This is a genomic window from Bacillus sp. SJ-10 (genome assembly GCF_002843505.1).
GTDB classification, from domain to species: Bacteria; Bacillota; Bacilli; order Bacillales; family Bacillaceae; genus Bacillus; species Bacillus velezensis.
This window is the reverse complement of sequence record NZ_CP025258.1, coordinates 801082-828054: the sequence shown is the minus strand read 5'-3', so window position 1 is coordinate 828054 and position 26973 is coordinate 801082. Positions and strand designations below refer to the sequence as shown.

Genomic DNA, 26973 nt, shown 5'->3' with positions numbered 1-26973 from the left:
CACTCCCCTTACTTGTTCATTTTTTTCAAATAGCTTGTCCGCACCGCGAGGAAGAACAGAAGCTGAAAGATGAAAAACCCTCCGATGGTCAGACTGAGCGGCCCCGCTACATCGGAATAGCCTTCCACAGCCAATGTTCTCAAGGCAAACAGCGTATGCATGACGGCAATGACAAATGGAAAGAAGAAAAGAATTGCCAATTGTATCGTCACGCTTTGTGCCATTTCACGCTCACTCAGGCCGATTTTGGCCAATGAACGGTAGCGCTCCCGGTCCTCATCTAAATCGGTGAACAGCCTGAAATATAAGAAACTTGCTGCCGCGACAAAGAATACAATTGCGATAAACAGGCCGATGAATAAACTCAGGCTCGGCAGCTGCACCGTATCATAGTACGTCCCGGCTTTTGACATAAAATCAGAATGCACGTCGATATAGTTGCCGTAGATCTCATCTTTCAGAGATTGGCTGAACCCAAGACTGTCTTTCCAATGATCGTAGCTGTAGCCGTATAATGACGCTTTATCACCGAGTGATTTGAGCTGATCAAAGGTTTGATCGTTCACCGCGATGATGGCATTCAATGAGATCAGCGGTTTTTTGACTTCTTTTACCGTCAGTTTTTGGTCAGACGGCTTGCCTTTTTGGTTCAGCAGCTTCAGCTGATCCGGCGCTTCGTTTTTGAAATTGCGGTCATACGTGCCCGGGAAATAGACAGCCTCATCATGTTTCAGGCCGCTCAGCTTGACATGGAAGTATTTTGATACATCCGATTTGCTGATCATGTAAACAGGCGGAACAGTATCTCCTTCCTGATAGCGGACATAGGAAACATTTATTTTGTCTTTCTTATACGTAAAGCCGTGTGTTTTCAGTTCATGGTCAATATCTTTCAAATGAGTCTTTTCTTTTGAATTATTGCTGAAAGATACATACTCCATCTCATAGGCGGACTCTTCCGCCCCGACGGTCGATTTGTACATTGCGAGCACGCCTGTCGCAGTAAACGCAACCGCGGAAATAATGCTGACGATAAAGAACAGGCGGGCGTTGTCTTTTAAACGATAAACAAGGTCAGAAACCCAAATGACATTTTTCCCGCGCAGATAAAAGGTTTTCCACTTCTTCAGCGCGCGCAGAATCCAGATGCTGCTTTGGCTGAAAAAGAAATACGTGCCGATGACGGTAAGCAGTAAAATGATGAACGGTTGAGTCCCGTGGACATTGCCTTTCAGAACCATGCCGTACCCGCCGCAAAGACAGGCGATACCGAATAAGGACAGAAGCACGGACGGCTTCGGCTCCGGCTTGATCTTGTCAGTGCCCTTTATTAATTTGATCACCGTATTTGATCTGACAAAAAGGATCGTGAACTGCGATAAAAGGAAAAATAAGAGCAGAAATCCGCCGGCCGTAATGCCGAGCGCTTTCCAAGGCATGTACAGAGGCAGCGCGTCCATTTCTAAAATATAAGCGCCGACCGTAAAGAACGTTTTCGAAAAAATGAATCCTCCGATAATCCCGGCTGCGATCGACATGACGCCGATGATCATGTTTTCCGCCGTAATGAGCTTTCTCAGCTGCACCGGCGTAATACCCTGCATCAGCAGAATACCGAATTCTTTATTTCTCGATTTCAAAAATGCGTTAACCGAATACAGAACAAATAAGAAAGAAAAAACAAAGATCATCCATTCCGCGGCGGTTAAGCCTTTTCTGGCGATGTTATTCAGGTAGCCTTCTTTTAGTGCCGGATGAAACAGGAACATCGCAAAGGTAAAGAAAATCAAAACGGAAAAAGCGCTGCTTAAAAAGAAAGCAAGATAGGCCCTTTTGTTTCTCGTGACGTTTTTATAAGCGAACTGAAGAAAGGTCATTTGCGTTTCCCCCCAGCATAGACAGCACATCAAGAATCTGTTCATAAAAGACTTGGCGGTTTTCCCCGCGGTAAATCTCATTAAACAGTTCGCCGTCTTTTATAAAGATGACGCGGCGGCAGTAGCTTGCCGCAACCGGATCATGGGTCACCATCAAAGCCGTGATATGATCATCCTGATTCAGGCTCTGCATCGTTTCCATGACGTCTTTTGACGCTTTGGAATCAAGGTTGCCCGTCGGTTCATCGGCCAGAATGAGTGACGGCTTATGAATGACCGCTCTTGCGATGGCGGCCCGCTGGCGCTGTCCGCCGGATACTTCAAACGTCCGTTTGTTGAGCAGGTCTTCGATTCCGAGCTTTGCCGCGATGCCGTGCAGTTTTTCTTCCATGACAGACGGCGCTTCTTTTTCAAGCGTTAACGGCAGCATGATATTTTCACCGATCGTCAGCGTGTCCAGAAGGTTGAAATCCTGAAACACAAATCCGAGCTGCTTGCGGCGGAAATGAGCGAGCTTTGTCCGCTTCAGGCGGTGCGGGTTTTCTCCGTGAATCAGGATATCGCCTGAATCCGGACGGTCAATCGTTGAAATGATATTCAAAAGCGTTGTTTTTCCGGAGCCGGACGGTCCCATCACCGCCGTGAACCCGCCTTCTTCTATTGAAAACGAAATTTGTTTTAAAGCTTGATAGGACACTTGTCCTTTATAGGTTTTATTTATATGTTTGACTTCAAGCATATTCGCCATGAAAATCCTCCTTATGGTTTTATTCTTGTTGGTCTGGGCTGCTTTCATGTAGTGCCGGGGCATTTAACATAAAAATCCCCTTGACATAAATCCATGTTATCAAGGGGAAACAAAACGAGCTATGTTGTTTTCTTAACGCAGCCTTACATTTTTGTAAGAAATGAAAATCGGACCGATGTCCCTTCACCGGGGGACGAGCTGATGTCCACCGTATGATTGAGCTTGCCCGTAATTTCTTTGACGAGATGGAGGCCGATCCCCGTAGATTCTTGGAAACGCCGCCCGTTTTCGCCGGTGTAATAAGGGTCAAACACCCGCTTGATATCTTGCGAGGGAATGCCGACACCGTAATCTTTGACTTCAAGCACCGTCCTGTCTTCATCGCGGAAGACATTCAGCTCAAGTCTGTCACTCTTGCCTGCCGAATACTTGACCGCATTTGTGACCACTTGGCCGATCGCAAATTTGAGCCATTTCGCATCGGTGTAAATCTGATGATCATCGCGAATGTCCATTTTCGGATAAACGCGGTATTGAATAAAGAATCGTTTATAGCTTTGAATGACTGATTGGAGAAGCTCTGATAAGGAAACCGCTTCGACTTTAAAATCCCGCTCAAACAGGTCAAGCCTTGATGAATAAAGAAGCGTCTCCAGCCCGAATTCAATCTGCCGAACCTCTTTTTTGATTTGTTCAAAGACGGGCTCATCTTCTTCCTGAATGATTAAATTAATGACCGACAGCGGCGTCTTTACTTGGTGCACCCATTGATTCATATACGTCACCCGCGCGTCGAGCTTGGCTTCGGTCTCATGGAGCTTCTGGTGCTGCAGCCGGGTCAGCTCCATCTGCTTTTCATACAGCTCTGAACAGAACACCGAAGAACCGAGATACGGGATGTCCGTCCCTTCCTGCTCCGAGCTGAGCCAATGATACACGCCGCGGTCTTTGTACCAGCGATAGGCAAGATAACCCGCCAAAATAAGAAGCTGCACGCCCAATATGTAAAACAGGTGGGAAAAAGAATGAAGACCCGCAAACCAGTAATAAAAGAAGACAAACAGCCCTTGAAGGAGAAAAAGCAGAATCAGCACGGCATGAGACCGGAGAAACAGCTTCATGACAGCGCCCTCAGCTGGTAGCCTTCGCCCCGCACCGATTCAATGGAAACAGGCGCATTCAGCTCCCGCAGTTTTTTTCTGAGCCGCGTGATATACACGTTAAGTGTATTATCATCGACGAAAATGTCGGTGTCCCACGTTTTTTCCATGAGCCGGTCTCTTCCCGTCACCTTTTCTCCCCGCTCAAGCAGCACTTCCAAAAGCTTGCTTTCTTTTTTAGAAAGCTCGCTTTTTTCGTCCTGAAAGCGCAGTTCAAACCGTTCCACAAAGAGCTGCACACCGGCATATTCAACCACTTTCTCTCCCTGCTTGGCAGCGTACTCTCCGTATGCCCTGCGGATCTGGCTTTTGATTTTCGCCAGCACAATATCATAAGAAAACGGTTTTTCGATATAATCATCTCCGCCGTTTTCAATCGCCATCACCTGATCCATTTCCCCGCTTCTGGCTGAGATAAAAATGATCGGGCTTGTAGAATGCTGGCGGATCTGGCGGCACCAATAATAGCCGTCATAAGACGGCAGATTGATATCAAGCAGCACCACATCAGGCTTTTCCCGCAAAAAAACATCAAGAACAGCCGTGAAATCCGCGGCGGCCACTGTTTGATATCCGTATTTTTCAAGGTAATTCTGCAATAGTCCGCGAATGTCTTCACTATCTTCCACAATCATGATTTTATTCATGCAACCATCCTCCAAAAGGATACGGCTTTTCGGAGCCCTCATTATTTGATGCCCCCATCATAATGCTTTCATCGTTTCTCTGCAACATGAGAAAGCGGGCCTTTATAAAAGACCCGCTTCTCCCTTTCTCAATGTAAGATCGATTATTTCTAATTGACATTGTTATACTTAGATGGCGGACTCGGAAAGGTCATTTTAAATCTTGTGCCAACTCCCGGCTGACTATATATATCAATATTTCCCCCATGTGCCTTGATAATTTGTTGAGCAATAGCCATTCCTAATCCAGTCCCTGAGTTATTTGACGAAGCGCTTATCCCTCTGAAATACCGATCAAATAAACATTCAACCGTCTCTTCGTCCATTCCTATCCCATCGTCTTCTATTATAATTTGTATTTCATTGTCATGTAACACGTCCTGATATAATATGACCTTTATTTTAGTGCCCGGAGGATTATGTTTAATACAATTAGCAATCAAGTTTTCAACTGCGCGCTTTAGGTACCTTTCATCCATATTAAAAAGTATCTTATTGTGACTGGATTCTAAAGCGAATCTCTTATTTTCTGACTCCGGTAGCAGCTTCATTTTTTCTAAAGTGTCATGAATTACTTTCACTACGTTTTTTTCTTCAAGATGGATTGGAAGCGACTCATTTTTCAATTGAAAAGTTAAGTTGAAATCTTCAATCAGCTTTTCCATATATTCGACACGTTCTTCCATTATTAAGGAAAAATCACGCACTTGCTGATTTTCCCACTCATATTCATTTGAAGATAAAAGAACCGTATATCCCTTAATAACCGAAAGAGGGGTTTTTAAATCATGTGAGACACCGGCCATCCACTCTTCTCGTGTCTTTTCCAATAATTCTCGCTCAGCCTTATTCCTTTGAAGCGTTGAGGTAAGTTCAGACAGAGCCTGCATTAATTCTTGATAGGTCTTATATCCAGATTTATTATGTCTATATTTGCTTGAATGAAACTTCCAATCATAAGGTTCTTCATATTTTTCTTTAGACAAATTCTCAATCCAAGATACAATAAACAGCAGGGGAGCACCTAGTTTTTTTCCGTAAAATATTGCAATGACAATCCCTGCCATAATAATAGAAACAATCCACAAGTTATTCACCCAATAGAAAAAAGGGTTATTTTTTTCCATCGGCTTTCCCAATACCCATGTTAAATCCTGATTGTTTTTCGTTTCGTACCACGTAGATAATTGATAACCTTTTTTGGCAGGATACATGTAATCTGATATTAACTCTCCAAGAATATAATGCTTAGGTATATTTTGAGGTTTATTAAAAGAAAAAACCTCATCTCCTTGTTCATCTAAAATTTGAATCCACATCCGGTTCTCTAATAAATCTTCTTTTGCTTTCGTATTTATTGAAAATTGTTTATCTGCAACAACTGTTTGGTCAACAATTTTTTTTAAGGATAAGTGCGGCGTTTCCATTTTATTCTGACCTAAGACGAGGCTGAAAAATATGATACTGCCCACAATGAGCACACCCCAAATAAACATGAGTAAAAAAAGTCTCGATACGAAGTAAAATGCTATCCTATTTCTCAGCTTCAAAATAAATCCTCATCTATAGGCTCTGCTTCAAATATATAGCCCTGTCCTCGAACCGTTTTAATCCATCTAGGTCTGCTCGGGTCTTCCTCTAATTTTTCACGTAATCGTCGTACATGTACCATTACAGTACTATCTCCGCCATAAAACTCCCCCCACACATCTTTATAAATTTGGTGTTTACTTAAAATTTGATTGGGATGTTCACAGAAATAAATCAGAAGTTTCATTTCCTGAGCAGGGCAATCTATTCTTGTCCCGTTAACAACAAGTCTTCCGGTATTGGGATCTATTTTAAAATATTCATAATCGTATACCTGTTTTAGAGGGTAAGAAGAAGAGAGTTGAGTCGTTCTCTTTAATTGGGCTTTTACACGAGCTACAATTTCTAGTGGATTAAATGGTTTAGTAATATAGTCATCTCCCCCAAAACTAAACCCTTGCAATTTATCTAAATCTGTTGTTTTTGCCGTTAAGAAGAGTATCGGCACATTTGTATGCGAGCGTATTTTGCTGCATAAGGTGAAGCCATCAGTGTCCGGAAGCATGACATCTAATAAAATAATATTTGGAAGTTCCTGATCGATTTTCAGAAGGGTTTCGCTCCCTGTCATAGCTGTGGAAATATTGCTGAAACCTTCCTTTTCAAAGCAAGTTATTAATAAGTTTAAGATATGTTCGTCATCATCCACCATGAGGATTTTGTTCTCTTCTAACGTCATAAGTTACCCTCCTTTTTATTTCTTATTTTATATGAGATCAATGACATAAAGGTCAGAAAAGGAAAGAATTTAACTTTCGTTAAGGGTTCAGAATATTCTTTCGAATTTTTAACCTTGATATTCAGGTATCAATATAACTACATACAGAAAATAAACCAGGGATGTCGTTAAGTGAATGTTTAGGAAGAGTTTCGTTTGTGTTTAAAGAACATCGCTTATGATAAAAGTGAGGTGAGAGACAAATGAATGATCAAATAGTGGTAACACACGATCTGACTAAAAAGTATAAAAAGCATACTTCTGTTGATGGATTAAACTTAAGGATTAGGCGTGGCGAAATTTATGGTTTTCTTGGACCGAATGGTGCTGGTAAAACAACAACCATCCGAATGTTATTAGGTTTAATTAAACCAACAAAAGGAAACATCGAAATCTTTGGCCAAAACCTAAACAAGAATCGTTTGCAGATATTGCAAAGAATCGGGTCACTGGTAGAATCTCCAACTTATTATGGTAATTTAACAGGTTACGAAAACTTAGAAGCTGTTAGGAGGTTACGAGGACTTCCGGAACAACAGGTCAATGAAGTATTGGAAACTGTAAGGTTATCTAAAGTAGCAAATCGACTGACTAAGGAGTATTCCCTTGGAATGAAACAACGTTTGGGAATTGCAGTTGCCCTGTTAAGCAGTCCTGATTTATTAATTCTGGATGAACCGACAAATGGTTTAGATCCATCCGGTATCCAAGAAATAAGAGAGCTAATTAAAGAATTGCCTAAATCGGGAATGAGTGTTATTGTATCCAGCCACTTATTGAGTGAAATAGATCAAATGGCTACTCAAGTGGGAATTATCAACAATGGAAAAATGATTTTTCAGGACTCGATTGCAAGTTTACATCAAAAAAGAAAACCACTATTAAAAGTCGGTGTTAGTGACGTAATCGAAGCAAAAACAATATTAAACAGGAAAGGATTAAAGGTTGATTTACAAAAAAATTATTTGTGGCTGTCTCAAACAGAACCGGAATTCGTTTCAGAAATCAATTCCATACTTCTTCATTCAGGGCTGTCTGTATTTCGACTTGAAGAAAAGACACGATCACTTGAGGATATTTTTTTAGAATTAACCGGTACAGAGGGAAGTCTATGAAAAAGTTATTATGGGCAGATCAATTAAAACTGAAACGTTCGTCGTTATTGATTGTAGTCTTATTGGTTCCCTTACTCATTATAGCATATGAGTTGGTAAATCTTACTTATCGATCTGAATACGTGGAAAAACAAGCTGAAATGTTCCATGCTGGATCAATGTGGATGTATTTACTGTATGATAACAGTTTGTTATTTGGTCTGGGTTTTCCATTAGCCGCCACACTTTCTGCGTCAATAATAGCAAATATAGAGCATCAAGCAAACGGATGGAAGCAAACCCTTTCTTTTCCTGTATCTAGAATGCGAATTTATGTAAGTAAATTTATTTGCTTAGTAGTCAGTTTATTTATTTCGTCAACAATCTTCTTGCTCGGCATGGTACTGCTGGGCAAACTGGTAGGATTCGAAGGTAGTGTACCTTGGGGACTTTTGTTTGGAGATAGTTACAGCATGTTAGTTACAGTACTGCCTATAATGGCATTCCAGATATGGTTATCTATGGTGTTTAGCAACCAAGCATTCTCAATTCTTGTAGGATCAGTATCATCTATAATGGGTTTGTTTTTGGCAGCTGCTCAATCAACGAGATGGTTTCCGCTGGCTTATCCTAGTCAATCTTCGACAGTCATTCTGCAGTATGAAGGTATAGGATATAACCCAGATCTTTCATCTTACCTTTGCATTAGCCTTTTCTTAGGGATAATTATATTATTTCTAGGCTCTATTCATTTTGCTAAACGGGATGCTTTGTAAAAAGGAGGCGAAATACTTGAAAAACATTTTATTTGTAGAACGTTTAAAGCTTAAGCGATCAAAGTTATGGATCATCTACTTATTAGGGCCTTTGTTAGGTGTATCCCTGGCATACACTAACTTTATTAAAAACTATAACCTTTTTATGAATCCCGGAGACAATCCCTGGGTAGAGGCTTGGACACAAGTTGCCTTATTTATGGGCCCTTTTGTATTGCCTATCGTAGTGGGAATTTTCGCCGCCCTTGTTTGCAGGGGGGAACATGCAGGAGGCGGTTGGAAACAGCTTCTAGCCTTACCAGTCAAACACTCAGATATCTTTCTGGGAAAGTTTCTAACAGTGGTCCGCATGATATTCATTAGTATGTCCATTTTAATCCTCTTATTTATTGGATTCGGTTATATGTTAGGCATAAGCGGGAGTCTTCCTTTACTTACAATTCTAGGTTATGGAATTAGAGGGATCTTAGCTTGTTTACCATTAATTTTATTGCAGCTTATTGTTTCAATCAGGTCTAAAACATTTGGCATACCACTCGCTGTTAGCATTGTTTTTACATTACCGGCCATTATTATTGCCAGTACACCATTAGGTCAAGTATATCCATGGACACAGCCTATGTTAGCAATGTCACCCGAAGATGAATCACCGATTCAATCAAATTTCCTGTTTTACTCAATTATGGTAATAACGTGTCTCGGTCTCCTGGTTTACGGAATAAGAAGTTTTACTAAACGAGACCTTACGTAGGGTATATGCGGTATAAACTTATGAGAATTCGAGACAAGGTAAACTAATTTGACTAGCGCTATGTAAAACAGAAATTTATATGAAGGTAAGACTAAATCTTTTTGGTTGTATTCTTTGAAACTAAACGACTAATGGAAAAGGTGATGTTTCAAAGCATAAGACATAAGAAATATAAAGATATCTTAAGACTCTTTATTTAAACATTTTTTACATTTAATAATATCTCTTCCATTTTTTTGATTATGAGTTAATATAATACTATACTTAATAAGGGGGTGAATACAATGAGTCAAGAAGCTATCATTCGTTCATGGAAAGATCCTTTTTCCCGTGAAAATTCTACACAAAATCCAGCTGGTAACCCATTCAGTGAGCTGAAAGAAGCACAAATGGATAAGTTAGTAGGTGCGGGAGACATGGAAGCAGCATGTACTTTTACATTGCCTGGTGGCGGCGGTGTTTGTACTCTAACTTCTGAATGTATTTGTTAATTTGATTTATATAGGCTGTTTCCCTTCAGAAGGAACAGCCTATATTTTATTATATAAACTATTAGAAAATTCTTAAAAAACAGGAGGGTAAATCATTGGGGAAAACTCTCGTTTGTTCAGAAAATAGCTATTTCCAAGCATATATGAATCATTTATTAACGCCAGATAGTAATGAAATAATAAATGTTAACACATTGGATGAACTAAAACAAATAATATCCAAAGAAAATTTTTCCTCTGTAATCATCGATACTTGCCACCCTAATGACTTAGTGTTGCAACTGATAAAATCGATATCTTGCCCAGTCATAATACTTAACTCCTTAGAAACTAACGTTTCAGATTATAACCCTGGTCCAATATTAAATCAAATAAATAATGTTTCAACCCTAAAACATAATGTTTTTCAATTGTCTTTCACAACTTTTTTCGACGTTGGAAAGCATTGTATTTGGAAAAAGAATGAATATATCCCTCTAGCAATACAAGAATTTAAAATTTTATATTTGCTTTATTTAAATTCAAATAAAATAGTCTGTTCTGAAGAACTTATTGAATATGCTGACCTTACTGGTAGGTCAAGTCTTTATGTACACATTAGTTCTCTTAGAGAAAAAGTAGAGGATAACCCTGGAGATCCAAAGATTCTTCAAACAAAGTTTGGAAAAGGGTACCTCTTATCTGACAGTACATATATTTGTCTTGAAAAAAAAGCAGACTCAAAAAATGTCGTGTAAAAAGGATGACCCAAAAATCATTTTAAAATGACTTTTGAGTCATCCCATTTATGTTAGTGAGGGGTGTTTTGTTCTTTCTTTAAAACCTTTTTCTATTGCTAATAAAGCTTTGTCGGGTGTAATTAGACCACGATTAGGTTTTCTTGTACCCGTCGCAATCTCAAACGCCATAATTTCAACTGGTTCAATAACAATATGCCCATCTTTTCTTAATTGTTCAATATTCCTGGAAACAACTGTTTTATTCCACATTAAATCGTTCATATTAGGAAAGAAAATAGTGTTATGTGGATGAGCTAATACAGTAGTTGCAACTAAATTCATTGCTACACCATTAGCAGTTTGTCCTAAGATGTTCGCTGTAGCTGGAATAATGCAATATATGTCCGCCCAGCGGCCAATTTCTACGTGGCTATGTCTTTTTCCGTTTTCCCCATGTTCTGAGTATACATGGTCACAAAAATAAGAAACAGTATGAGCTGGAATAAGGTCTTCCGCTGTTTTTGTCATAACAACCCTTATTTCCTTAAAGAAGCTTTTAAAATATAAGAGATACGAGGAGATGCCGACAGATGAGATTGATCCGCAAATCCCGATCAATAACTTTTTATCTTTTAATATTGAAATACTCATTTTTTTCTCCCCCTGTAAATTTTAAACAATCATACTACACAATTATTCTTTTTGTGGTGTTTATTCCAAATATTAAATATTCTTAATAAACACATATAAAATAAACCTAAACTTCTTTTAAAATTCTTTTAACTTTTAAATGGCTCTGCTATATTTATGGATAATTAAGGAATATTAATTGTTCAAATTTATTAAAAATGAGGTGTTCAATATGCATACAAAATTCAAACGGAATTCGGTATGGAATAGGTCTTCTTCGATAAGTGAAAGAAAAGTAAGGCGTTCACTTAATACTAATTGGGATGAACTAACAAACAGACGCTTCGAAAGATGGAAAAGCCTTGTTGAAAGTGATGAGGGGATTCGAATTGAGGATGTATTAGCCACCCAAAATATTGACGAAGAAACCCTAAAGCATACTATCAATGCAAAAGAAGTGGAATTTATTAATGAAGGTGATCATCAAGGATGGCTTGAAATTATTCAGCTAGTTGATGAACAATCCTATAAAAATGTAAATATAGAAGTTAGAAAAGATATTCTCTTCTTTAGTTTTATAAAACCATTTTTGAAAATAGCAAGAGGCAAATTAGAGGAAGTATTATATTCTCACTCTACTAAATCTCTGATAAAGGAAGAACTTAGTCCGTCGGTAATTGATGATTTACTTAATAATCTTGGTGAAACTTTATCAGCTATAAGTAGTCGGATATTAATATTGGAGTTAAATGTAGCAAGGGTATCAGGAAAGCTGCGGGGTGAAACTTCTGAAGAACGAGCCTCTTATTTCAATCAAGCCCTTTTAAATGACCCGGCATATGTTCGATCAATTCGAGAAGAATACATAGTTTTAACAAGGCTGTTAGCAACAAAAACAATGTATTGGATTCAAAATACTTCTGATCTCCTTGTAAGATTTCATCAGGATAAAGGGATATTAGAATCTGAGTTTAGTAATGGTCAAAAATTAGGGAAAATTATTTCCATCGATACAGGAAGTGGCGTCTCAGATACTCATAACAAAGGAAAAACAGTCGCCATTTTAAACTTTGAAACTGGAATTAAAATTGTGTATAAGCCTCGTTCATTAGAAATAGACGTAAAATTTAATAAATTTGTAAATTATCTAAATGGTAAAAATTTAAGTTTTGACTTAAAAACTGTACACACACTTAACAAAAAATCTTATGGATGGACGCAGTTTATCTCTTATAAAGAATGTCAGGAAGAACTGCAAATTGGAAAGTTTTATTGGCGTATTGGAAGTTATTTGGCTATCTTATATGCAATGAATGCGGTAGATTTTCATATGCAAAATTTAATTGCTGATGGAGAATATCCTATTTTAGTTGATTTAGAATCTTTATTTCATAATAATTCTACGTATACAGATACCAGTGCTTTTAGTCGCGCACAAGAACATATTGAACGGTCAGTTTTACGAATTGGGTTATTACCGAGAAAAATAAATAGTAAAGCTGGATTTGAAGGAATTGACCTTAGTGCATTAGGTGCACAAGAAGGACAAGTATCTCCGCATAAAACCAGTACAATAGTTGATCGAGATAAAGATACAGTCAGGATAGAAGAAAAAAACTTTCCAATTCCAGTTAGTCAGCATAGACCTATGCTGCATGGACAAATCATTAATACTGTTGCTTACGAAGGAAATATTATAAAAGGATTTGAAGAAACCTACTTCCTTTTCATGAAATATAAACAAGACATGCTCGAACAAATAGATTCTTTTAAAGGGGTTACTGTAAGACAAATATTGCGTGGTACATCTCGCTATGCAAACCTTCTGAAAATAAGTTTACATCCAGATTTCATGAGAGACGGCTTAGATCGTGAAATGATTTTAGATAAATTGTGGCTAGATACAAAATTGAATCCACGATTGAACCAAGTTGTAAATAGTGAAAAGGAAGGCTTATTCCTTGGGGATATCCCATATTTCACAAGCAAGCCTGAATCTACAAATATGTGGGATTCCAGCGGTCGAAAAATCAACAATTTTTTTAAAACAAGTGCCTTAAATGAGACAAAGGAAAAAATAAATGAAATGAATGAAAGTGACTGTCATGAACAAGTAAGCTTTATAAAAACAGCTATTTTAGTAATTAAGGATTCTTATCGTAAACATAAAGTATTTGATATAAATCCTCGATTACACGTTTTTAACCCAAAAGATTTTTTTCAAGAAGCTATTAAAATCGGAGACTTTCTTGCTAGTAGGGCGATTGAAGGTGAACAGTTAGATGGACAAGAGGATGTATCTTGGATCGGATCGTTTGTTGACAATCAACGAGAGGATCAATTCAAGATTTCAGCTGCAAATAGTTCATTATACGAGGGTGTAGGTGGTATTTCTCTCTTCCTTGCTTATTTAGGTCGCCTCTCTAACAATGAAAAATACACCAAACTATCTAAAAAAGCTTTAGTGGCAGTACACAAAAATATGTCTGCATCTAGTGATTTAGGTGCCTTTGGGGGAATTGCTTCTTACCTTTATTTGTTGGATCATTTATCAAAATTATGGAATGATGAACAACTATTGAAAAACGAACTTTATTCTGCCCTCAACAAATTAGATTCTTTGATCGAAAGGGATGAAAACAACGATATTTTAACAGGGGTGGCTGGGACAGCAGTTATTTTAATAAATTTGTTTAAACGGTATAAAGAAGAACAAATCTTAAACTTGATTACAAAATGCGGAAATCGTCTTATTCAAAATATAAACGTTATGGAAAAGGGAGTTGGATGGAAAGTCCCGGCAAACCCAACGCCAGCCTCCGGATTTGCTCATGGTGCCTCAGGAATTATATGGGCTCTTTATGAGATTTACGCAATTACTGAGCAAACTGTATTTAAAGAGGTAGCTGAAAAAGCGTTAGAATTTGAAAGAACTTTGTTTATTCCGGAAAAAAACAATTGGGCAGATATTAAACTTGAAAACGGACAGTTTCGAAATGATAATTTTGTTGCTTGGTGTAATGGCGCAGCAGGCATAGGATTAAGTAGGATATTGATCCTGCCACACAATCAAAATGAATTGATAAAAGATGAAGCACATGTCGCAATTAATACAACCCTAAAATATGGTTTTGAACATGATCATTCTTTATGCCATGGTGATTTAGGTAATCTGGACATCCTTATGTACGCAGCGGAAAACTTTAATAAAAAGTTAAGCGTAAATGTAACAGAACTAAGCCATAAAATTTTAAATGATATAAAGCTCAGAGGATGGTTAACTGGATTTGAAAAAAATAACGAATCCCCATCCTTAATGATGGGGTATGCAGGTATAGGACTTGGATTGCTTAAGATTTTTGCACCGACTGAAGTGCCATCAGTTTTGAGACTCCAATCACCTTTAGAACTAAAATTGTAAAATTAAAATGAGCCTTACTTTGTTAAGGCTCTATTTCTTAGGAGTGATCCAATGAGAAGAAGAGTTCCTCTAGTAAGGCAAATGGGACAATATGAGTGTGGGCCCGCCTGTCTCACCATGATTTTAAGTTATTATGGGAGTACTATATCTCTAAATAAAATAAGTGAACAATGTGATGCCCAAAGAAATGGCGTATCTGTATCCATTTTAAAATCAGTATCAGAATATTATGGGCTTAACTGCAAAGTATACCAAGTTTCGTTTAAAGATTTGAAAAAATATATCAATTCATATCTTCCCTGCATCATATTTTGGGATGAACGGCACTTTGTGGTTTTAGAACAGATTAAAAAAGGTCTTTTTCATATAATTGACCCCAACAGAGGAAAATTGAAATTATCCGAAGAAGAATTTAAAAGACATTATAGCAAGGTAATCTTGACTTTTAAGAAGTCAGATAAATTTAAAGAGATGATGCCATCACCCGCAGCAAAGTATTATTTACGTTATATAGTTAAAAGCCGTACTATTGTTTCACTTATCATTTTCTTTTCACTGATCACACAAGTAGTCTTCTTAGCCGTTCCTTTTTTAATTAAATATTTAGTGGATCATTCTTTAATAAGTAAATCAACAAATTCTTTTCTATTTTTAGGAATTGTAGTCATCATAGCAGTTTTTATATTGGGACTTGTTATGTTTATCCGCAATTATTTCACAATTAAACTTCAAGCTATTATAAGTAAAAGCATCTCAAACGATTTTGTGGAACATTTATTAAAATTACCTCTCAATTTTTATGAAAATCGAACAACCGGTGATATTGCAATGAGAGTAAGTAACATTTCCATGATAAGGGAGATTATAGCTAAGAATGGAGCAACAATAGTACTAGATATTATTACTTTGATTTCATTTTTTATTGCTATGTTAACTCAATCATTTAAACTTGCATTTTTTGCTATTGGATTGGCAATTATTCAATTCTTACTAATGATGATTTTGATTCCAAGAATAAAAAATTTAATCCATAATGACTTATCAATTCAAACAACCACACAAAGTTTTTTAGTGGAAGCTCTAAGAGCTATCACTTTTATTAAATCAAATGGTTTAGATCATTCTATCCTAACAAAGTGGTCAAATTACTATGATAAACAAATCGAAGCATTTTCACAGCGATACCACTTAGACGCTATAATGGATAGCATAAGTGTAAGCATCCGATATTGTGCACCCCTTCTCTTATTATGGTTTGGATCAAAAGAAGTTATCACCGGAAATTTAACACTCGGAGGCTTATTAGGGTTTAGCAGCTTAGGAACATCTTTCTTGTTGCCGATTGCTTCTTTAATAACAGGCATGCAACAATTTCAATTGGTCGGTGACACTTTTGAACGAATGCAAGATGTTATGGAAACTGAGCCCGAACAAATCAACCAAACTTCAATAATTGAAACTGAACTATCAAAACAAGATATAAAACTTGAAAATGTCACATTTACACATCATAGCTTACATATTCTTAAAGAAGTTTCATTAAACATTAAGTCAGGTACTAAATTAGCTCTCGTAGGCCGTACAGGTAGTGGAAAGACAACTTTATCAAGAATTATACTGGGGTTATACAAACCCACTAAGGGAAAAGTATTTTATGGTGAACAGGACTTGAAGAATTTAAACCTTTACGAGCTCCGAAAACAAATGGGGGTCGTATTACAAGAAAGCTTTCTTTTCAATGATACTATTGCAAACAATATAGCTGGATTTAAAAGCTTATCTCAGGATAAAATTGAACAAGCAGCAAAGAGAGTGCAGTTACATGAAGATATAATAAGAATGCCAATGGGATATAACACAATTATCGGGGAAAATGGCAGTATGTTATCAGGAGGGCAGCGTCAGCGCATAGCAATAGCAAGAGCTATCGTCGATAACCCTTCTGTAGTCATTTTAGATGAAATAACAAGTAACTTGGATACATTAACAGAGCATGAAATTGACGAATACTTTGCAAAATCAAATATTACCCGTATTGTAATAACTCATCGTCTTTTAAGCAGCCAAGACTCTGATTTAATAGTGGTATTAGATCAAGGAAAAATAGTCGAAAAAGGAAAACATCAAGAGTTATTAGAGAAAAAGGGATATTATTATGACTTATGGATAAAACAAGTAGGGGATAGACAGAAAGCTACGCTGGAAAAGCCCTTTTTCCTCAATGAGCCAACTGGAAAAACTTGAGGCTGCTGACTTTATTTTATTTCAATAACACTTGCTATACCCTTTATCTCCATGTCCGCAGACTACAATTTGAAAGACTGAAACAAAACAAGCCAGAGCAATCCCCCATTTAGAAAAAATCTTGCCGCTGTCGAACATAACCATGTGTTTATCAATGACTTTGACACCATCTACCTTTACCAATCCGCTCTCAGTCAGCAACAGGTTGATTTGATTGTGATACTTTGGTGAAACGCGAGAAGGAAATAAACGGAAAGACGAAAGCACTCACGATGTTGTGAGTGCTTTTCATCAGCCGACCTGCTGTTTTACGGCTTTACCGGCTGATCCGAACTCTCTCATTTTGCTTCGCACTGTCTCTTCCACGGCTTCAATGCCGGGTGACATGTAGCCGCGCGGTTCGTACAGATCGCCGTTTTCCTGAAACATGCGGCGTGTTTCGTCTGTCCAGGCTACCATACATTCCGTGTTGATATTGATTTTCGCGTGGCCGAGCGTGATGGCTTTTTTGACCTGATCCTGCGGAATCCCGGATGCTCCGTGGAGAACGAGGGGAATATCAGTCATGCGGGAGATAGCCTCCATTTCTTTAAATCCGAGATTCGGTTCACCTTGATATTTGCCGTGGACGGAGCCGAGGGCGGCGGCCAGCGCGTCGATATTGGTTTCTTTGACGATCCGCTCACATTCGGCGATATCGGCATAGCGGACCCCGCCGACCAGCCCGTCTTCCATGCCGCCGACCGTGCCGACTTCTGCTTCTACTGAGACGCCTTGCTTTGCCGCATAATCGGCGACTTCTTTTGTCATCGCGATGTTCTCATCAATCGGATGATGGGAGCCGTCAATCATCACTGAGCTGAATCCGGCGTCAATGGCCTGTCTGCAGCGTTCCGCACTGCTTCCGTGATCAAGATGGAGCACAACGGGAACGGTAATCGCCATTTCTTCTATTAACGCGCCGACCATGGCGGAAATCGTTTTAAATCCGCCTAAATAGTCGACCAGACGATCGGAAGCCGCGGCGATGACCGGCGATTGCTCCTTTTGCGCCGCTTGCAGAATCGCCTTCGTCCATTGGAGGCCGTTGATATTAAATTGGCCGACTGCATAATGCTCCCGTTTCGCTTCTGCAAGAAGATGTTTCATGGTGACAAAAGCCATGTTCACGCCTCCTTCATGAAGTATTTTGATACGACGGCTTCCGTTGTTTCCTTTGCCGTTTTGATCGTTTCCTCCGCAGTCAGCTTATAATATTCAGGTCTGAACAGCTCTACGGAGACAACATCATTGAATCCGATTTCTTTTAACGCTGACAGATGGGCGTCTAAGTCAATCGCACCCTGTCCAGGCCAGACGCGGTCTTCATCCGTTAAAAAGCCGATCGGGAAGTCTTCTGTATCGTCGATATGATAGATGAAAATTTTCTTTCCGTCCGCCTGCTTCAAACTCTCAATATTGGAGCCCATCGCGTGGAAATGGAAGCTGTCAAACACCAGTCCGACATTATCGCGGCCGACAGCGTTCACGATGTCATACGCCTGTTCAAATGTATTGACCGTACATTGCGGGTGCCCGACAAATTCAAGGGCAATGTTTACGCCGTACGGCTCCGCGATGTCCGAAAGCTCAGTCAGCACCTCTATGCTGCTCTTTTTGATCTCTTCTTTCAAGATTTTCCGCTCTGTCACAAGCGGCACGGCCACCACATATTTCACGCCGAGCGTTCTGCAGGTTTCCATCATGCTTTTGAATTCCGAAATGATCTCCCTATAGCCCTTCTCATCACGGTTGTTGAAGAAAACCAGTGCGTTCAGGGCAAGCGGTTTAATGTGATGGGTTCGAAAATATTCCGCCAGATCGGCCAGTGAATGGTCTTTTAAGTATTCCGGCAGCTTATCCATTGTGCGGATTTCAATATAATCATAGCCGTGCTTTTCGCACAGTTCTAAATCCTGTTTCAGGTTTGAATTCTCCAGCGTAGTCGCTTCATTAAAGCAAAGTTTCATGTCAGCCTCTCCCATCCGCGTTTTCGATATGAAGGGAGTCCGGCTGGAGGGCTTTTTTGCCCCGCTCCGCCGAACTCCGTACTCAGCTTATGCCATACCCAGTTCTTCCTTTAATTTCTTAAGCGTGGTCCGGCTTGATTCATCCGCTCTTTCGCCGACCCAAGCAAAAACGGCATTCGTCGCAATTCCGTCGAATTTCATCTCTCTCATCTTTCTGAAAATCGTCTCAAAATCGACCTCGCCTTGCCCGATGTCCAAATGTTGGTGAACCGTTACTTTCGCATCAGGCGGGTTGACGATGTAGCGCAGGCCGTGCGCCGCTTTATGATTAAAAGTATCTGCAAATAAAACATGTGTAAGGCGGTCGCCGGCTTCATCAAACATGGTCGCAATATCGCCTTTTCCGTCATCATAGAAGAACGTATGCGCAGTCGAGTAGACAAGATTGATCCAATCCTTATCAAGCGCGCGGATCATATCCATCGCACCTTTGTGCGTTTCGATAAAATCATACGGGTGAGCCTGAAGATTGAGTTTAACGCCTTCTTTTTCAAAAACGGGCAGCAGTTCATCCATGGATTTGATGAATTTTTCTTCACTTGTCAAAGGATCATATTTTGAACCGCTGAATTCACTGTTCATCAAATCCACTTCAAGTTCAACCGCAATTTCGATCGCCCGTTTCCAGTTGCGCACGGCGGCCTGTCGGCGGTCTTCATCAGGACCCGCCCAGTGGTAAAGCGGAAGAAGAGAGGACAGCTTCACACCTGTATCCTTTAAAAGGCGCTTCAATTGTTTGATTTTTGCTGAATCGACTTTCGGATATTTGTAGAAAGGACAAAAATCCTCGCGCGGGGACAGTTCGATATATTCGTATCCGAGTTCCGCCGTTTTATAGACCATTTCTTCTAACGTTAAATCATCGCGGTACATGGATGGATCTAAGGCCAGTTTCATTTCTTTCACTCCCGATCTATTATTTGTTCACAGTCGTAAATGATTGGTAGAATGCCGGTTTCTCTTGCAGCGCCACAGGCTCTTTCTGCCCGGATTCCTGAGCTTTTACGCACGCGTCAGTTGTCACTGCGGCAATATAACCGTCCCATGCCGTCGGACCGCTGACTTCGCCTTTTTTCCGGATCGAATCAATGAAGTCTTGAATTTCCACATCATACGCAGCCACAAATCGGCGCTGCCAGTCCATCAGGATATCGGTGCTGAATGTCCCTTCTTTTCTCAAACTGATGCTTGACGGTTCCGGAAGCTTGATGACGCCGTCTTCCCCGACGATCTCACATTGAATGTCATAGCCGTATTTACAGTTCACGTAGATTTCGGCATTGATGACGATGCCGCCTTTTGTTTCGATGATGACCATCTGCGGATCTTTCAGATGCGGCAGCGCATTTTTTGATTTCTTCGGATAGATGACCTGTACGGATTCATAGTCGTCATTGACGAGCCAGTGGAGGACATCAATTTCATGAACGAGCGTATCGACGACGGCCATGTCCGTTGAATAATTCGATGCGACTGTCGGGTTGCGGTGCGCACAGTGAATCATCAGCGGCTCGCCGACCACGCGGTTGTCGATCGCTTCTTTCAGCTGAACGTAACCGCTGTCATATCTGCGCATAAAACCTACCTGCACCAATCGTTTTCCCGTCTTCATTTCTTCCTCGACAATGCGCATACAGCCTTCTGCCGTTGTCGCAAGCGGCTTTTCACAAAACACGTGCTTGCCGTGCTGAATCGCTTTCAAAACGCTGGACTCGTGAGCCGGGCCCCAGCTTGTCACTAAGACGGCATCCACATTTTCAGCAGCGAGGAGGCTGTCGTCATCAGGATAAACGGAGGCGTTCAAATTGAAATCCTGAACGGTCTGCTGCGCGGCCTCCTGATTCACATCTGTGACAGCGGTAATTTCCGCACCGGACAGCTTATTTGTGATGCGGTTGATGTGCTCTTTTCCGATAGCACCGGTTCCGATAACACCTATACGTAAATTCATTGATCGCCACTCCTTCTGATAATCAAATAATGGTTCTCGTCTTTCTTTTCTCGCTGCCGTCCTGAGGAGCGCCGTACAGTTCCTCCTGTATCTGTTCAAGCGACTTGCCGGACGTATTCGGCGCGAAGACAAGCCCGATGATCATACTGGCCGTCACACATATGAGCAGAATACCGGCCATAAAACCGATGCCGAATTGTGACATGATGACCGGCACAAATAAACTCCAAATGCCGATTGAAATACGGACCAGAAAGAACATGAGCCCTTGTGCTGACGCTCTGTATTCTGTCGGGAACAACTCGCTTGCCCACAGCTGGTAGTTCGCCTGCTGGCCGGCTCCGTTATTGATGCCGATCGCTAAAACAAACAAAAGCAGCATCGGGAGTCCCTGAAAGGGCAGTAAAAACAGCGACCAGCCGACAACGGCCATACATGCGCAGATTCCGAACACCGTTTTCCGATATTTATCTGCAAAAGGCATGAAGATACAGACGACGCCGAGCCCGGTGAAGATAAACAGGGCCATCTGCAGAATGTTGGCCGTATTTGCGGATACGCCGCCGACCTGCTGGTAGATGTACGGCATGAAGAATCCCATGACGCCCGCTGCGAGATTCCATACGAGAAACACACCCATTAAAAACAAAATGTTCTTGAAAAATTTCGGCTGAAGCAGGTCAAAATAAGATGTTTTTTTCACGGCGGCAGGCCGCTCTTCACTGTTTTTCCAGGCATCCGACTCAGGTAAACGCTTTCTTATCACATATGTGATCAGGGCGATCACCAATAGATGCGCAAAGACAATTTTATTTCCTAAAAGCCCGAGGTCACCGACCAAAACGGATAACAGCAGAACCACAACGGCTCCGGCGGCCCACGCCACCTGCGCCACTCCGCAATGCCTCGCCCGGTTTTTCTCGGGGGCGTTTTCCGCGATAATGGTCCATGAAGCCGTAATATCCGCGCCTACAGAAATCCCAATAATCATGTATCCGCATAACAGCATGGGAAAGTTGAATCCAAACAAAACCAAACAAATTCCTAAGGCGTAGACGAGCATACTGTTTGTGTATACAGCTTTTCGGCCGACCTTATCAGCCAAATACCCGCCGAGCAGCGCTCCGACGGCCGCTGATATCGCATTTGCGCTGAAGGCGCTGAGCAATCCGATCTGACTGTCGGACAGCTTCAAGTAGCTGACCCACATAGATAAACCCGCTGATCCTGCCACGATGGAACCTGCATCAATGTAATTTGCTAATGCTGCGGCGATGGTCCTTTTGCTGAAAGCTGATTCCGCCTTGGCACTATTCATATAAGTCCCCCTCTAATTTGCAGGATCAAGCAGTTCACTGTCGATGTACTTTCTCGCAATCAGCGCGTACTCAAGCGGATTGGCGACTGCCGGGTCTTGTTCGGCTTCGATGACGATCCAGCCTGAATAATCATGACGGACGAGCGCTCGGTACACTTCGGTAAAATCGATGCATCCGTCTCCGGGAACCGTAAAAATGCCTTGTAAAAACGACTGCCTGAATGACTTGCCTTCCTGTCTGCACCGCTCCATAATGTCAAACCGCGCATCCTTGAAATGAACGTGTCTGATCCGATCCATATGCTTGTTGAGAATCGTCATATAGTCTCCGTCCGAGATATAGGCATGGCCGGTATCATATAGTAAATGAACATACCGCGGGTCCGTTCCATCCATCAGCCGATCAACTTCTTCCGCCGTCTGGACGCCTGTGCCGAGATGATGATGAAACGTGAGATCCAGCCCGTATTCGTCAGCGATTTTCCCGAGACGGTTCAAGCCTTGGCACAGCGTATCCCATTCTTCATCTGAGAAGTGCGGTTTTTTCTTAAATACATCAATGTCCAAGCCTTGAACACTGTACGTCTGTTCAGAAACGGTGGCGACATCCGCTCCGACTTTCTGCAAATAATCACAGTGTTCTGTAAATTGTTCAGCCGTTTTTTCAATACCGTCTTGTATGATAAAGCTGCTGAACCATTTCCCCGCAATCCGCAAGTTCCGGAGAGCCAGCTCCTTATTGAGGACGGAGGGTTCAGGGAAAAACCCTCCCACTTCCGTACCTTGAAAGCCGGCGACAACAATATCGCTTAACAAATGCTGCAGCGTATTCCCGGCTCCGATTTCCGGCATATCGTCATTGCGCCACCCAATGGGAGCGATGCCCCACAGAATATCTTGTTTGCCCATCGTGATGCCTCCCCTCTAGTACTGCTTCGCAGACTTCAGCTTCATCTCTTTCGCTTCGTATGCCCGCTGAACGCTTTCCTGCTCAGACACTTCCGCCACGCCGACATGCCACCAGCTGTCATAGCCGTCCGTCATCGTTTTCGGCAGAACCTTCATTTCAATTAAAGTGGATACGTCTTGCGTTTTCGCATCTTCAAGCGCCGCTTTCAGTTCTTCAACCGTATTGGCTCTGTATGTTTTAGCGCCGTAGCCCTCTGCCACCTTCGCGTAATCAACGTTTAAAATCTGATTGTCCTCGGTGCGGAACTCGCAGAAATAACTGCCGCTCCCGTGATCCATCTGCAGGTTGTTGATACAGCCGAATCCCGAGTTGTCAAAGAGCAGGACATTGATTTTTTTGTTATATTGAAGCGCGGTAATCAGCTCTGAGTGCAGCATCAGAAAGCTTCCGTCGCCGACGAGTGAATAGACTTCTTTGTCGGGATGGGCCAGCTTGAGGCCGAGCGTGCCTGATACTTCATATCCCATGCAGGAATAGCCGTACTCGAGGTGGTACGTATTCGGGACGCTGGAATGCCACAGCCGCTGCAAATCTCCCGGAAGAGATCCCGCCGAACTGATGACGACGCTGTCTTCAGGAATCGTGTCATTGATGGTCAACAGCGCCGTTGTTTGCGGCAGCTCAGTCTCGAGCGCGTCGGCATACTCGTTTAACACATCCTGTGAGAAATGGTTCTTAATTTCCGGTTCGAACGCATCACGTGTAAAAGTGACCTTGCCGAGCCGGCCCCGTTCAGCCAGCCATTCATCTTTCCAATCTTTAATCGCCGTGCCGAATGCACTTTTATATCCGTCTAATAAGCCGTACAGCCTGCCGAGCGTGACTTTCGCATCGGCTACGACCTGAAACGCGTCAAGCTTGTAAGCCTGCATGCGGCTGACGTTGATATTCAAAAATTTTGCTTTGTCAAAATCAAACGCCGTTTTCGAGGATGTCGCAAAGTCCGTGTACCGTGTGCCGACACCGATGATCAGATCAGCCTGGCGGGCGGCTTTGTTTGCGGCGAGTGTGCCCGTGATGCCCATGCCGCCCAGATTGTTGGCGAAATCGGCTTCAACGGTTGACTTGCCGGCCTGCGTTTCGACAAGCGGAATGCCGTATGTTTCAGAAAGCGCGATTAATTCCTCACGCGCGCCGGAGTACTTCGCGCCTCCGCCCACTAAAATGACGGGACGGCTGCTCTCCTTAATTCTCTCCGCGGCGCCTTTCAGCTCACGCTCGCTTGGCTGCATCCGGTCAATGTAATGAACGCGTTTTTCAAAGAAGCTTTCATCAAAATCAAATGCTTCTCCCTCTACATCCTGAGATATGCAGATGGTCGCCGGACCCGCTTTTGCCGGATCTGTCATCACTTCAAATGCCCGGATTAAGCTGCTCATCAGCTGCTCGGGGCGGGTAATGCGGTCCCAATAGCGGGACACGGGCTTTAACGCATCGTTTGTCGTGACGGCGGCACTGTATTCCTGCTCCACCTGCTGAAGCACCGGGTCAGGCTGCCTCGTCGCAAAGGTATCGGCCGGAAGCAGCAGCACCGGGATATTATTGGCCAGCGCCGTACCCGCGGCAGCCGTCAAGTTAGCGGCACCCGGACCGACCGATGTCGATACCGCGTAAATTTTTCTTCTCAGCATCTGCTTGCTGTATGCCATCGCGGCATGCGCCATGCCTTGTTCGTTTTTGCCTTGATAGACTTTCAGGTGCCCGGCGTCCTGCTCAAGCGCCTGCCCGATCCCCAACACATTTCCGTGGCCGAAAATCGTGAAGATGCCCTCAACGAACGGCTCTTCTTTTCCGTCAACATGAATGTACTGCCGGTTCAAGAATTTAATCAGCGCTTGTGCTGTCGTTAAGCGAATTGTCTTACCCACAAACGATCCCACCTTTTATACGTTCTATTTACCGTTAAGACTGTGCTGCGCTTCAATCAGTTCGATGATTTCACCGGCAGCCGGCATTGCTTCTGAGGAGCTGTGTTTGCTGACGACGATGGAAGCGGAAGCGCTCCCGTATTTTAAAGCCGTTTCAATATCCCGGCCGCTGACAAGTCCGTAGATGAAGGCTGACGCATAGGAATCACCCGCTCCGAAGGTCTTCAGCACCTTTGTTTTATAGGCATGCGCCCGGAAAACTTCTCCCGATCTGCTGTATGCGTATGATCCGTCAACGCCGTGCTTAATGACGACAAGGTCAGCGGAGTGCGCAAACAAATGGCGGACGGTTTCATCGTTATTTCCGCCGCTGCGGTTTTCCATTACGTCAAATTCGTCACGCGTACCGATGACGATATCGGATTGTTCCGCCACCAGCGTGTAGTACACGGCTGTTTCTTCTGCCGATTGCCATGTATACGGACGGTAGTCGAGCTCAAACACGACTTTTACGTCATGTTTTTTTGCGATATGCACCGCTTTTAAGACGGCTTCGCGCGACGGGCTTTTCGCAAGCGCCGTGCCTGACACCAGCAGCATTTTCGCGTTTGCGATGTAACCTTCATTGACTTCGGACGGCTCAAGATACAAATCCGCCACGTCATCCCGGTACATCAGAATGCTGCACTCTTCGGGACTGAGAATTTCCGTAAAAGCGAGCCCGGCTTTGCGCCCTTCTCTGTCAACGGTCATTTGTGACGTATCAACGCCCTTTCCCTGCATATAAGAAACGATGAATCTGCCGTGCTGATCATCCGGGATTTTGCCGATAAAACCGGCTTTTAATCCGAGCTTGGCGCTGCCGATCGCAATATTTGCCGGGGAGCCTCCGACATATTTAGAAAACGTCATCGTTTCTTCCATCGGCCGGTTGTATTCCGCCGCGTTCAAATCAATACACGCGCGCCCGATCGCGACAATATCAAACTCTTTTTCTTCATTAAATGTATATTTCATCGTTATCTGCCACTCCTCACTTGTTAGCGTTCCAGGATCCATTCATGGGCCGGATCATTATGAAACTTCCATTTTCGTGTCGGTCCCGCCATTACATTCAGGTAGTAAGAGGTATACCCGTCCGGAACACCAACCGGGTGATAGCCCGCCGGCACGATGACAACGTTTTCATTTTCTGCGGTCATCGTCTCGTCAATCGAGCGGTCGTCCGTGTACACACGCTGGAAGACAAACCCCTGCGGCGGGTCCGTTTCATGGTAATAGGTTTCTTCTAAAAAGGATTCAGCCGGCAGATTGTCTTGGTCATGTTTATGAGGCGGGTAGCTCGACCAGTTGCCGCTGTCCGTGTAAACTTCAACAACGAGAAGGCTGTTTGCCGATGGATCTGAATCGGGGAGAATATTATGAACGGTTCGTTTGTTTGCCAGCTTGCCGCGATGTTCCACACCGTTGTCTTCCGCTTTAATCAGCTTTGTCGGAAGCTGGTGTTCGGACGGAGAATAGCACAGCGCGACCCTCGCCCCGCTGACGGCTGTGATTCCAAAAGAGCGGTCATTGGACACATAAACGCTGTCCGTCGGTTTTCTTTCAAATACGCTTTCACGGGTGCCGATGCTTTCAAATGTCTGATCATAATCAGTGACGGTGATTTTTCCCGTTACCGCAACGATGCAGCACTCCGTCTTTTTCAAATCTTCTGTATATGTGGAACCGGGAGTGAGGTCAACGACTTTGAATCCGACGTATTTGAGGTCTGAATTGGCTGAAGTGACGTCATGTATGATGTTCACGCCTTGAGACATCTCATCGGCCTGCGGTTTGCGCAGCAAATGACTCATGTTTATTCCTCCTTAATTGATGGTAAAAGAAAACCC

General features: G+C 42.3%; 23 protein-coding genes. 7 read left to right on the top strand and 16 right to left on the bottom strand.

Annotation, left to right across the window (positions count from 1 at the left end; all coding sequences use genetic code 11):
- Positions 1-8: 8 nt before the first annotated feature.
- The 6 genes from yxdM to CXL14_RS04220 form a co-directional block, all read right to left on the bottom strand.
- Entirely contained in the window at positions 9-1877 is a 1869-nt protein-coding gene (gene yxdM / locus CXL14_RS04245) for an ABC transporter permease YxdM (protein WP_094296185.1), read from the bottom strand.
- Entirely contained in the window at positions 1852-2625 is a 774-nt protein-coding gene (gene yxdL / locus CXL14_RS04240; RefSeq protein ID WP_007614823.1) for an ABC transporter ATP-binding protein YxdL, read from the bottom strand. The genes yxdM and yxdL overlap by 26 nt, the downstream gene beginning before the upstream one ends.
- A gap of 143 nt (positions 2626-2768) precedes the next feature.
- Positions 2769-3746, bottom strand: a complete 978-nt coding sequence (gene yxdK, locus CXL14_RS04235) for a two-component system sensor histidine kinase YxdK (protein ID WP_088056366.1) — start codon at positions 3744-3746, stop codon at positions 2769-2771.
- Positions 3743-4432, bottom strand: coding sequence for a two-component system response regulator YxdJ (gene yxdJ / locus CXL14_RS04230; protein WP_004393241.1), 690 nt, complete (start codon positions 4430-4432; stop codon positions 3743-3745). The genes yxdK and yxdJ overlap by 4 nt, the downstream gene beginning before the upstream one ends.
- Positions 4433-4581: 149 nt before the next feature.
- Entirely contained in the window at positions 4582-6021 is a 1440-nt protein-coding gene (locus CXL14_RS04225) for a sensor histidine kinase (RefSeq protein WP_088056365.1), read from the bottom strand.
- Entirely contained in the window at positions 6018-6740 is a 723-nt protein-coding gene (locus tag CXL14_RS04220; RefSeq protein WP_014419282.1) for a response regulator transcription factor, read from the bottom strand. Before CXL14_RS04220 ends, CXL14_RS04225 begins: the two co-directional genes overlap by 4 nt.
- Before the next feature lie 242 nt (positions 6741-6982).
- Here CXL14_RS04220 and CXL14_RS04215 point away from each other — a divergent pair, with 242 nt between their 5' ends.
- The 5 genes from CXL14_RS04215 to CXL14_RS04195 all read left to right on the top strand — a co-directional run bounded on the left by CXL14_RS04215 (position 6983) and on the right by CXL14_RS04195 (position 10628).
- Positions 6983-7894: an ABC transporter ATP-binding protein gene (locus CXL14_RS04215; protein WP_014419283.1), complete on the top strand. Its 912-nt coding sequence runs from the start codon at positions 6983-6985 to the stop codon at positions 7892-7894.
- The gene (locus CXL14_RS04210; RefSeq protein WP_007614844.1) at positions 7891-8649 is read left to right on the top strand and encodes an ABC transporter permease; all 759 of its coding nucleotides are present in this window, start codon (positions 7891-7893) and stop codon (positions 8647-8649) included. The genes CXL14_RS04215 and CXL14_RS04210 overlap by 4 nt, the downstream gene beginning before the upstream one ends.
- Positions 8650-8665: 16 nt before the next feature.
- Positions 8666-9400, top strand: coding sequence for an ABC transporter permease (locus CXL14_RS04205; protein ID WP_021494674.1), 735 nt, complete (start codon positions 8666-8668; stop codon positions 9398-9400).
- A 284-nt stretch (positions 9401-9684) separates the two neighbouring features.
- Entirely contained in the window at positions 9685-9891 is a 207-nt protein-coding gene (locus CXL14_RS04200) for a plantaricin C family lantibiotic (RefSeq protein ID WP_029325769.1), read from the top strand.
- Positions 9892-9986: 95 nt separating this feature from the next.
- A complete protein-coding gene (locus CXL14_RS04195) occupies positions 9987-10628 on the top strand; it encodes a response regulator transcription factor (RefSeq protein ID WP_007614849.1) in 642 nt (213 codons plus the stop codon).
- Positions 10629-10676: 48 nt separating this feature from the next.
- Here CXL14_RS04195 and CXL14_RS04190 read toward each other — a convergent pair whose 3' ends face one another.
- On the bottom strand, positions 10677-11261 hold the full coding sequence (locus CXL14_RS04190; protein WP_032863857.1) for a flavoprotein: 585 nt from the start codon (positions 11259-11261) through the stop codon (positions 10677-10679).
- 211 nt (positions 11262-11472) lie between these two features.
- On the opposite strand from CXL14_RS04190, the gene CXL14_RS04185 reads away from it, so the two are divergent.
- Together CXL14_RS04185 and CXL14_RS04180 are read left to right on the top strand one after the other, a co-directional pair.
- Entirely contained in the window at positions 11473-14661 is a 3189-nt protein-coding gene (locus CXL14_RS04185) for a type 2 lanthipeptide synthetase LanM family protein (RefSeq protein ID WP_014419285.1), read from the top strand.
- Between the two features lie 51 nt (positions 14662-14712).
- On the top strand, positions 14713-16905 hold the full coding sequence (locus CXL14_RS04180) for a peptidase domain-containing ABC transporter (RefSeq protein ID WP_053285296.1): 2193 nt from the start codon (positions 14713-14715) through the stop codon (positions 16903-16905).
- Between the two features lie 291 nt (positions 16906-17196).
- Here the strand turns inward: CXL14_RS04180 and iolJ are convergent, their stop codons facing one another.
- From iolJ to iolB, 9 genes are all read right to left on the bottom strand, one after another.
- Positions 17197-18069: a 6-phospho-5-dehydro-2-deoxy-D-gluconate aldolase gene (gene iolJ, locus CXL14_RS04175; RefSeq protein WP_053285295.1), complete on the bottom strand. Its 873-nt coding sequence runs from the start codon at positions 18067-18069 to the stop codon at positions 17197-17199.
- 2 nt (positions 18070-18071) lie between these two features.
- On the bottom strand, positions 18072-18914 hold the full coding sequence (gene iolI / locus CXL14_RS04170) for a 2-keto-myo-inositol isomerase (RefSeq protein WP_007407832.1): 843 nt from the start codon (positions 18912-18914) through the stop codon (positions 18072-18074).
- 87 nt (positions 18915-19001) lie between these two features.
- A complete protein-coding gene (locus CXL14_RS04165; RefSeq protein WP_007407833.1) occupies positions 19002-19871 on the bottom strand; it encodes a sugar phosphate isomerase/epimerase family protein in 870 nt (289 codons plus the stop codon).
- Positions 19872-19890: 19 nt separating this feature from the next.
- Complete coding sequence (locus CXL14_RS04160) at positions 19891-20925, bottom strand: bifunctional inositol 2-dehydrogenase/D-chiro-inositol 1-dehydrogenase (RefSeq protein ID WP_014419289.1); 1035 nt, start codon at positions 20923-20925, stop codon at positions 19891-19893.
- A 22-nt stretch (positions 20926-20947) separates the two neighbouring features.
- Positions 20948-22243 carry an MFS transporter gene (locus CXL14_RS04155; protein WP_053285294.1) on the bottom strand — a complete coding sequence of 432 codons (1296 nt, stop codon included), beginning with the start codon at positions 22241-22243 and terminating at the stop codon, positions 20948-20950.
- Positions 22244-22255: 12 nt separating this feature from the next.
- Positions 22256-23152, bottom strand: coding sequence for a myo-inosose-2 dehydratase (gene iolE / locus CXL14_RS04150; protein ID WP_032875530.1), 897 nt, complete (start codon positions 23150-23152; stop codon positions 22256-22258).
- 15 nt (positions 23153-23167) lie between these two features.
- Entirely contained in the window at positions 23168-25081 is a 1914-nt protein-coding gene (gene iolD, locus CXL14_RS04145; protein WP_101287698.1) for a 3D-(3,5/4)-trihydroxycyclohexane-1,2-dione acylhydrolase (decyclizing), read from the bottom strand.
- 24 nt (positions 25082-25105) lie between these two features.
- Positions 25106-26098: a 5-dehydro-2-deoxygluconokinase gene (gene iolC / locus CXL14_RS04140; RefSeq protein WP_007407838.1), complete on the bottom strand. Its 993-nt coding sequence runs from the start codon at positions 26096-26098 to the stop codon at positions 25106-25108.
- A 23-nt stretch (positions 26099-26121) separates the two neighbouring features.
- Positions 26122-26937: a 5-deoxy-glucuronate isomerase gene (gene iolB / locus CXL14_RS04135; RefSeq protein ID WP_101287697.1), complete on the bottom strand. Its 816-nt coding sequence runs from the start codon at positions 26935-26937 to the stop codon at positions 26122-26124.
- Positions 26938-26973: the final 36 nt, after the last annotated feature.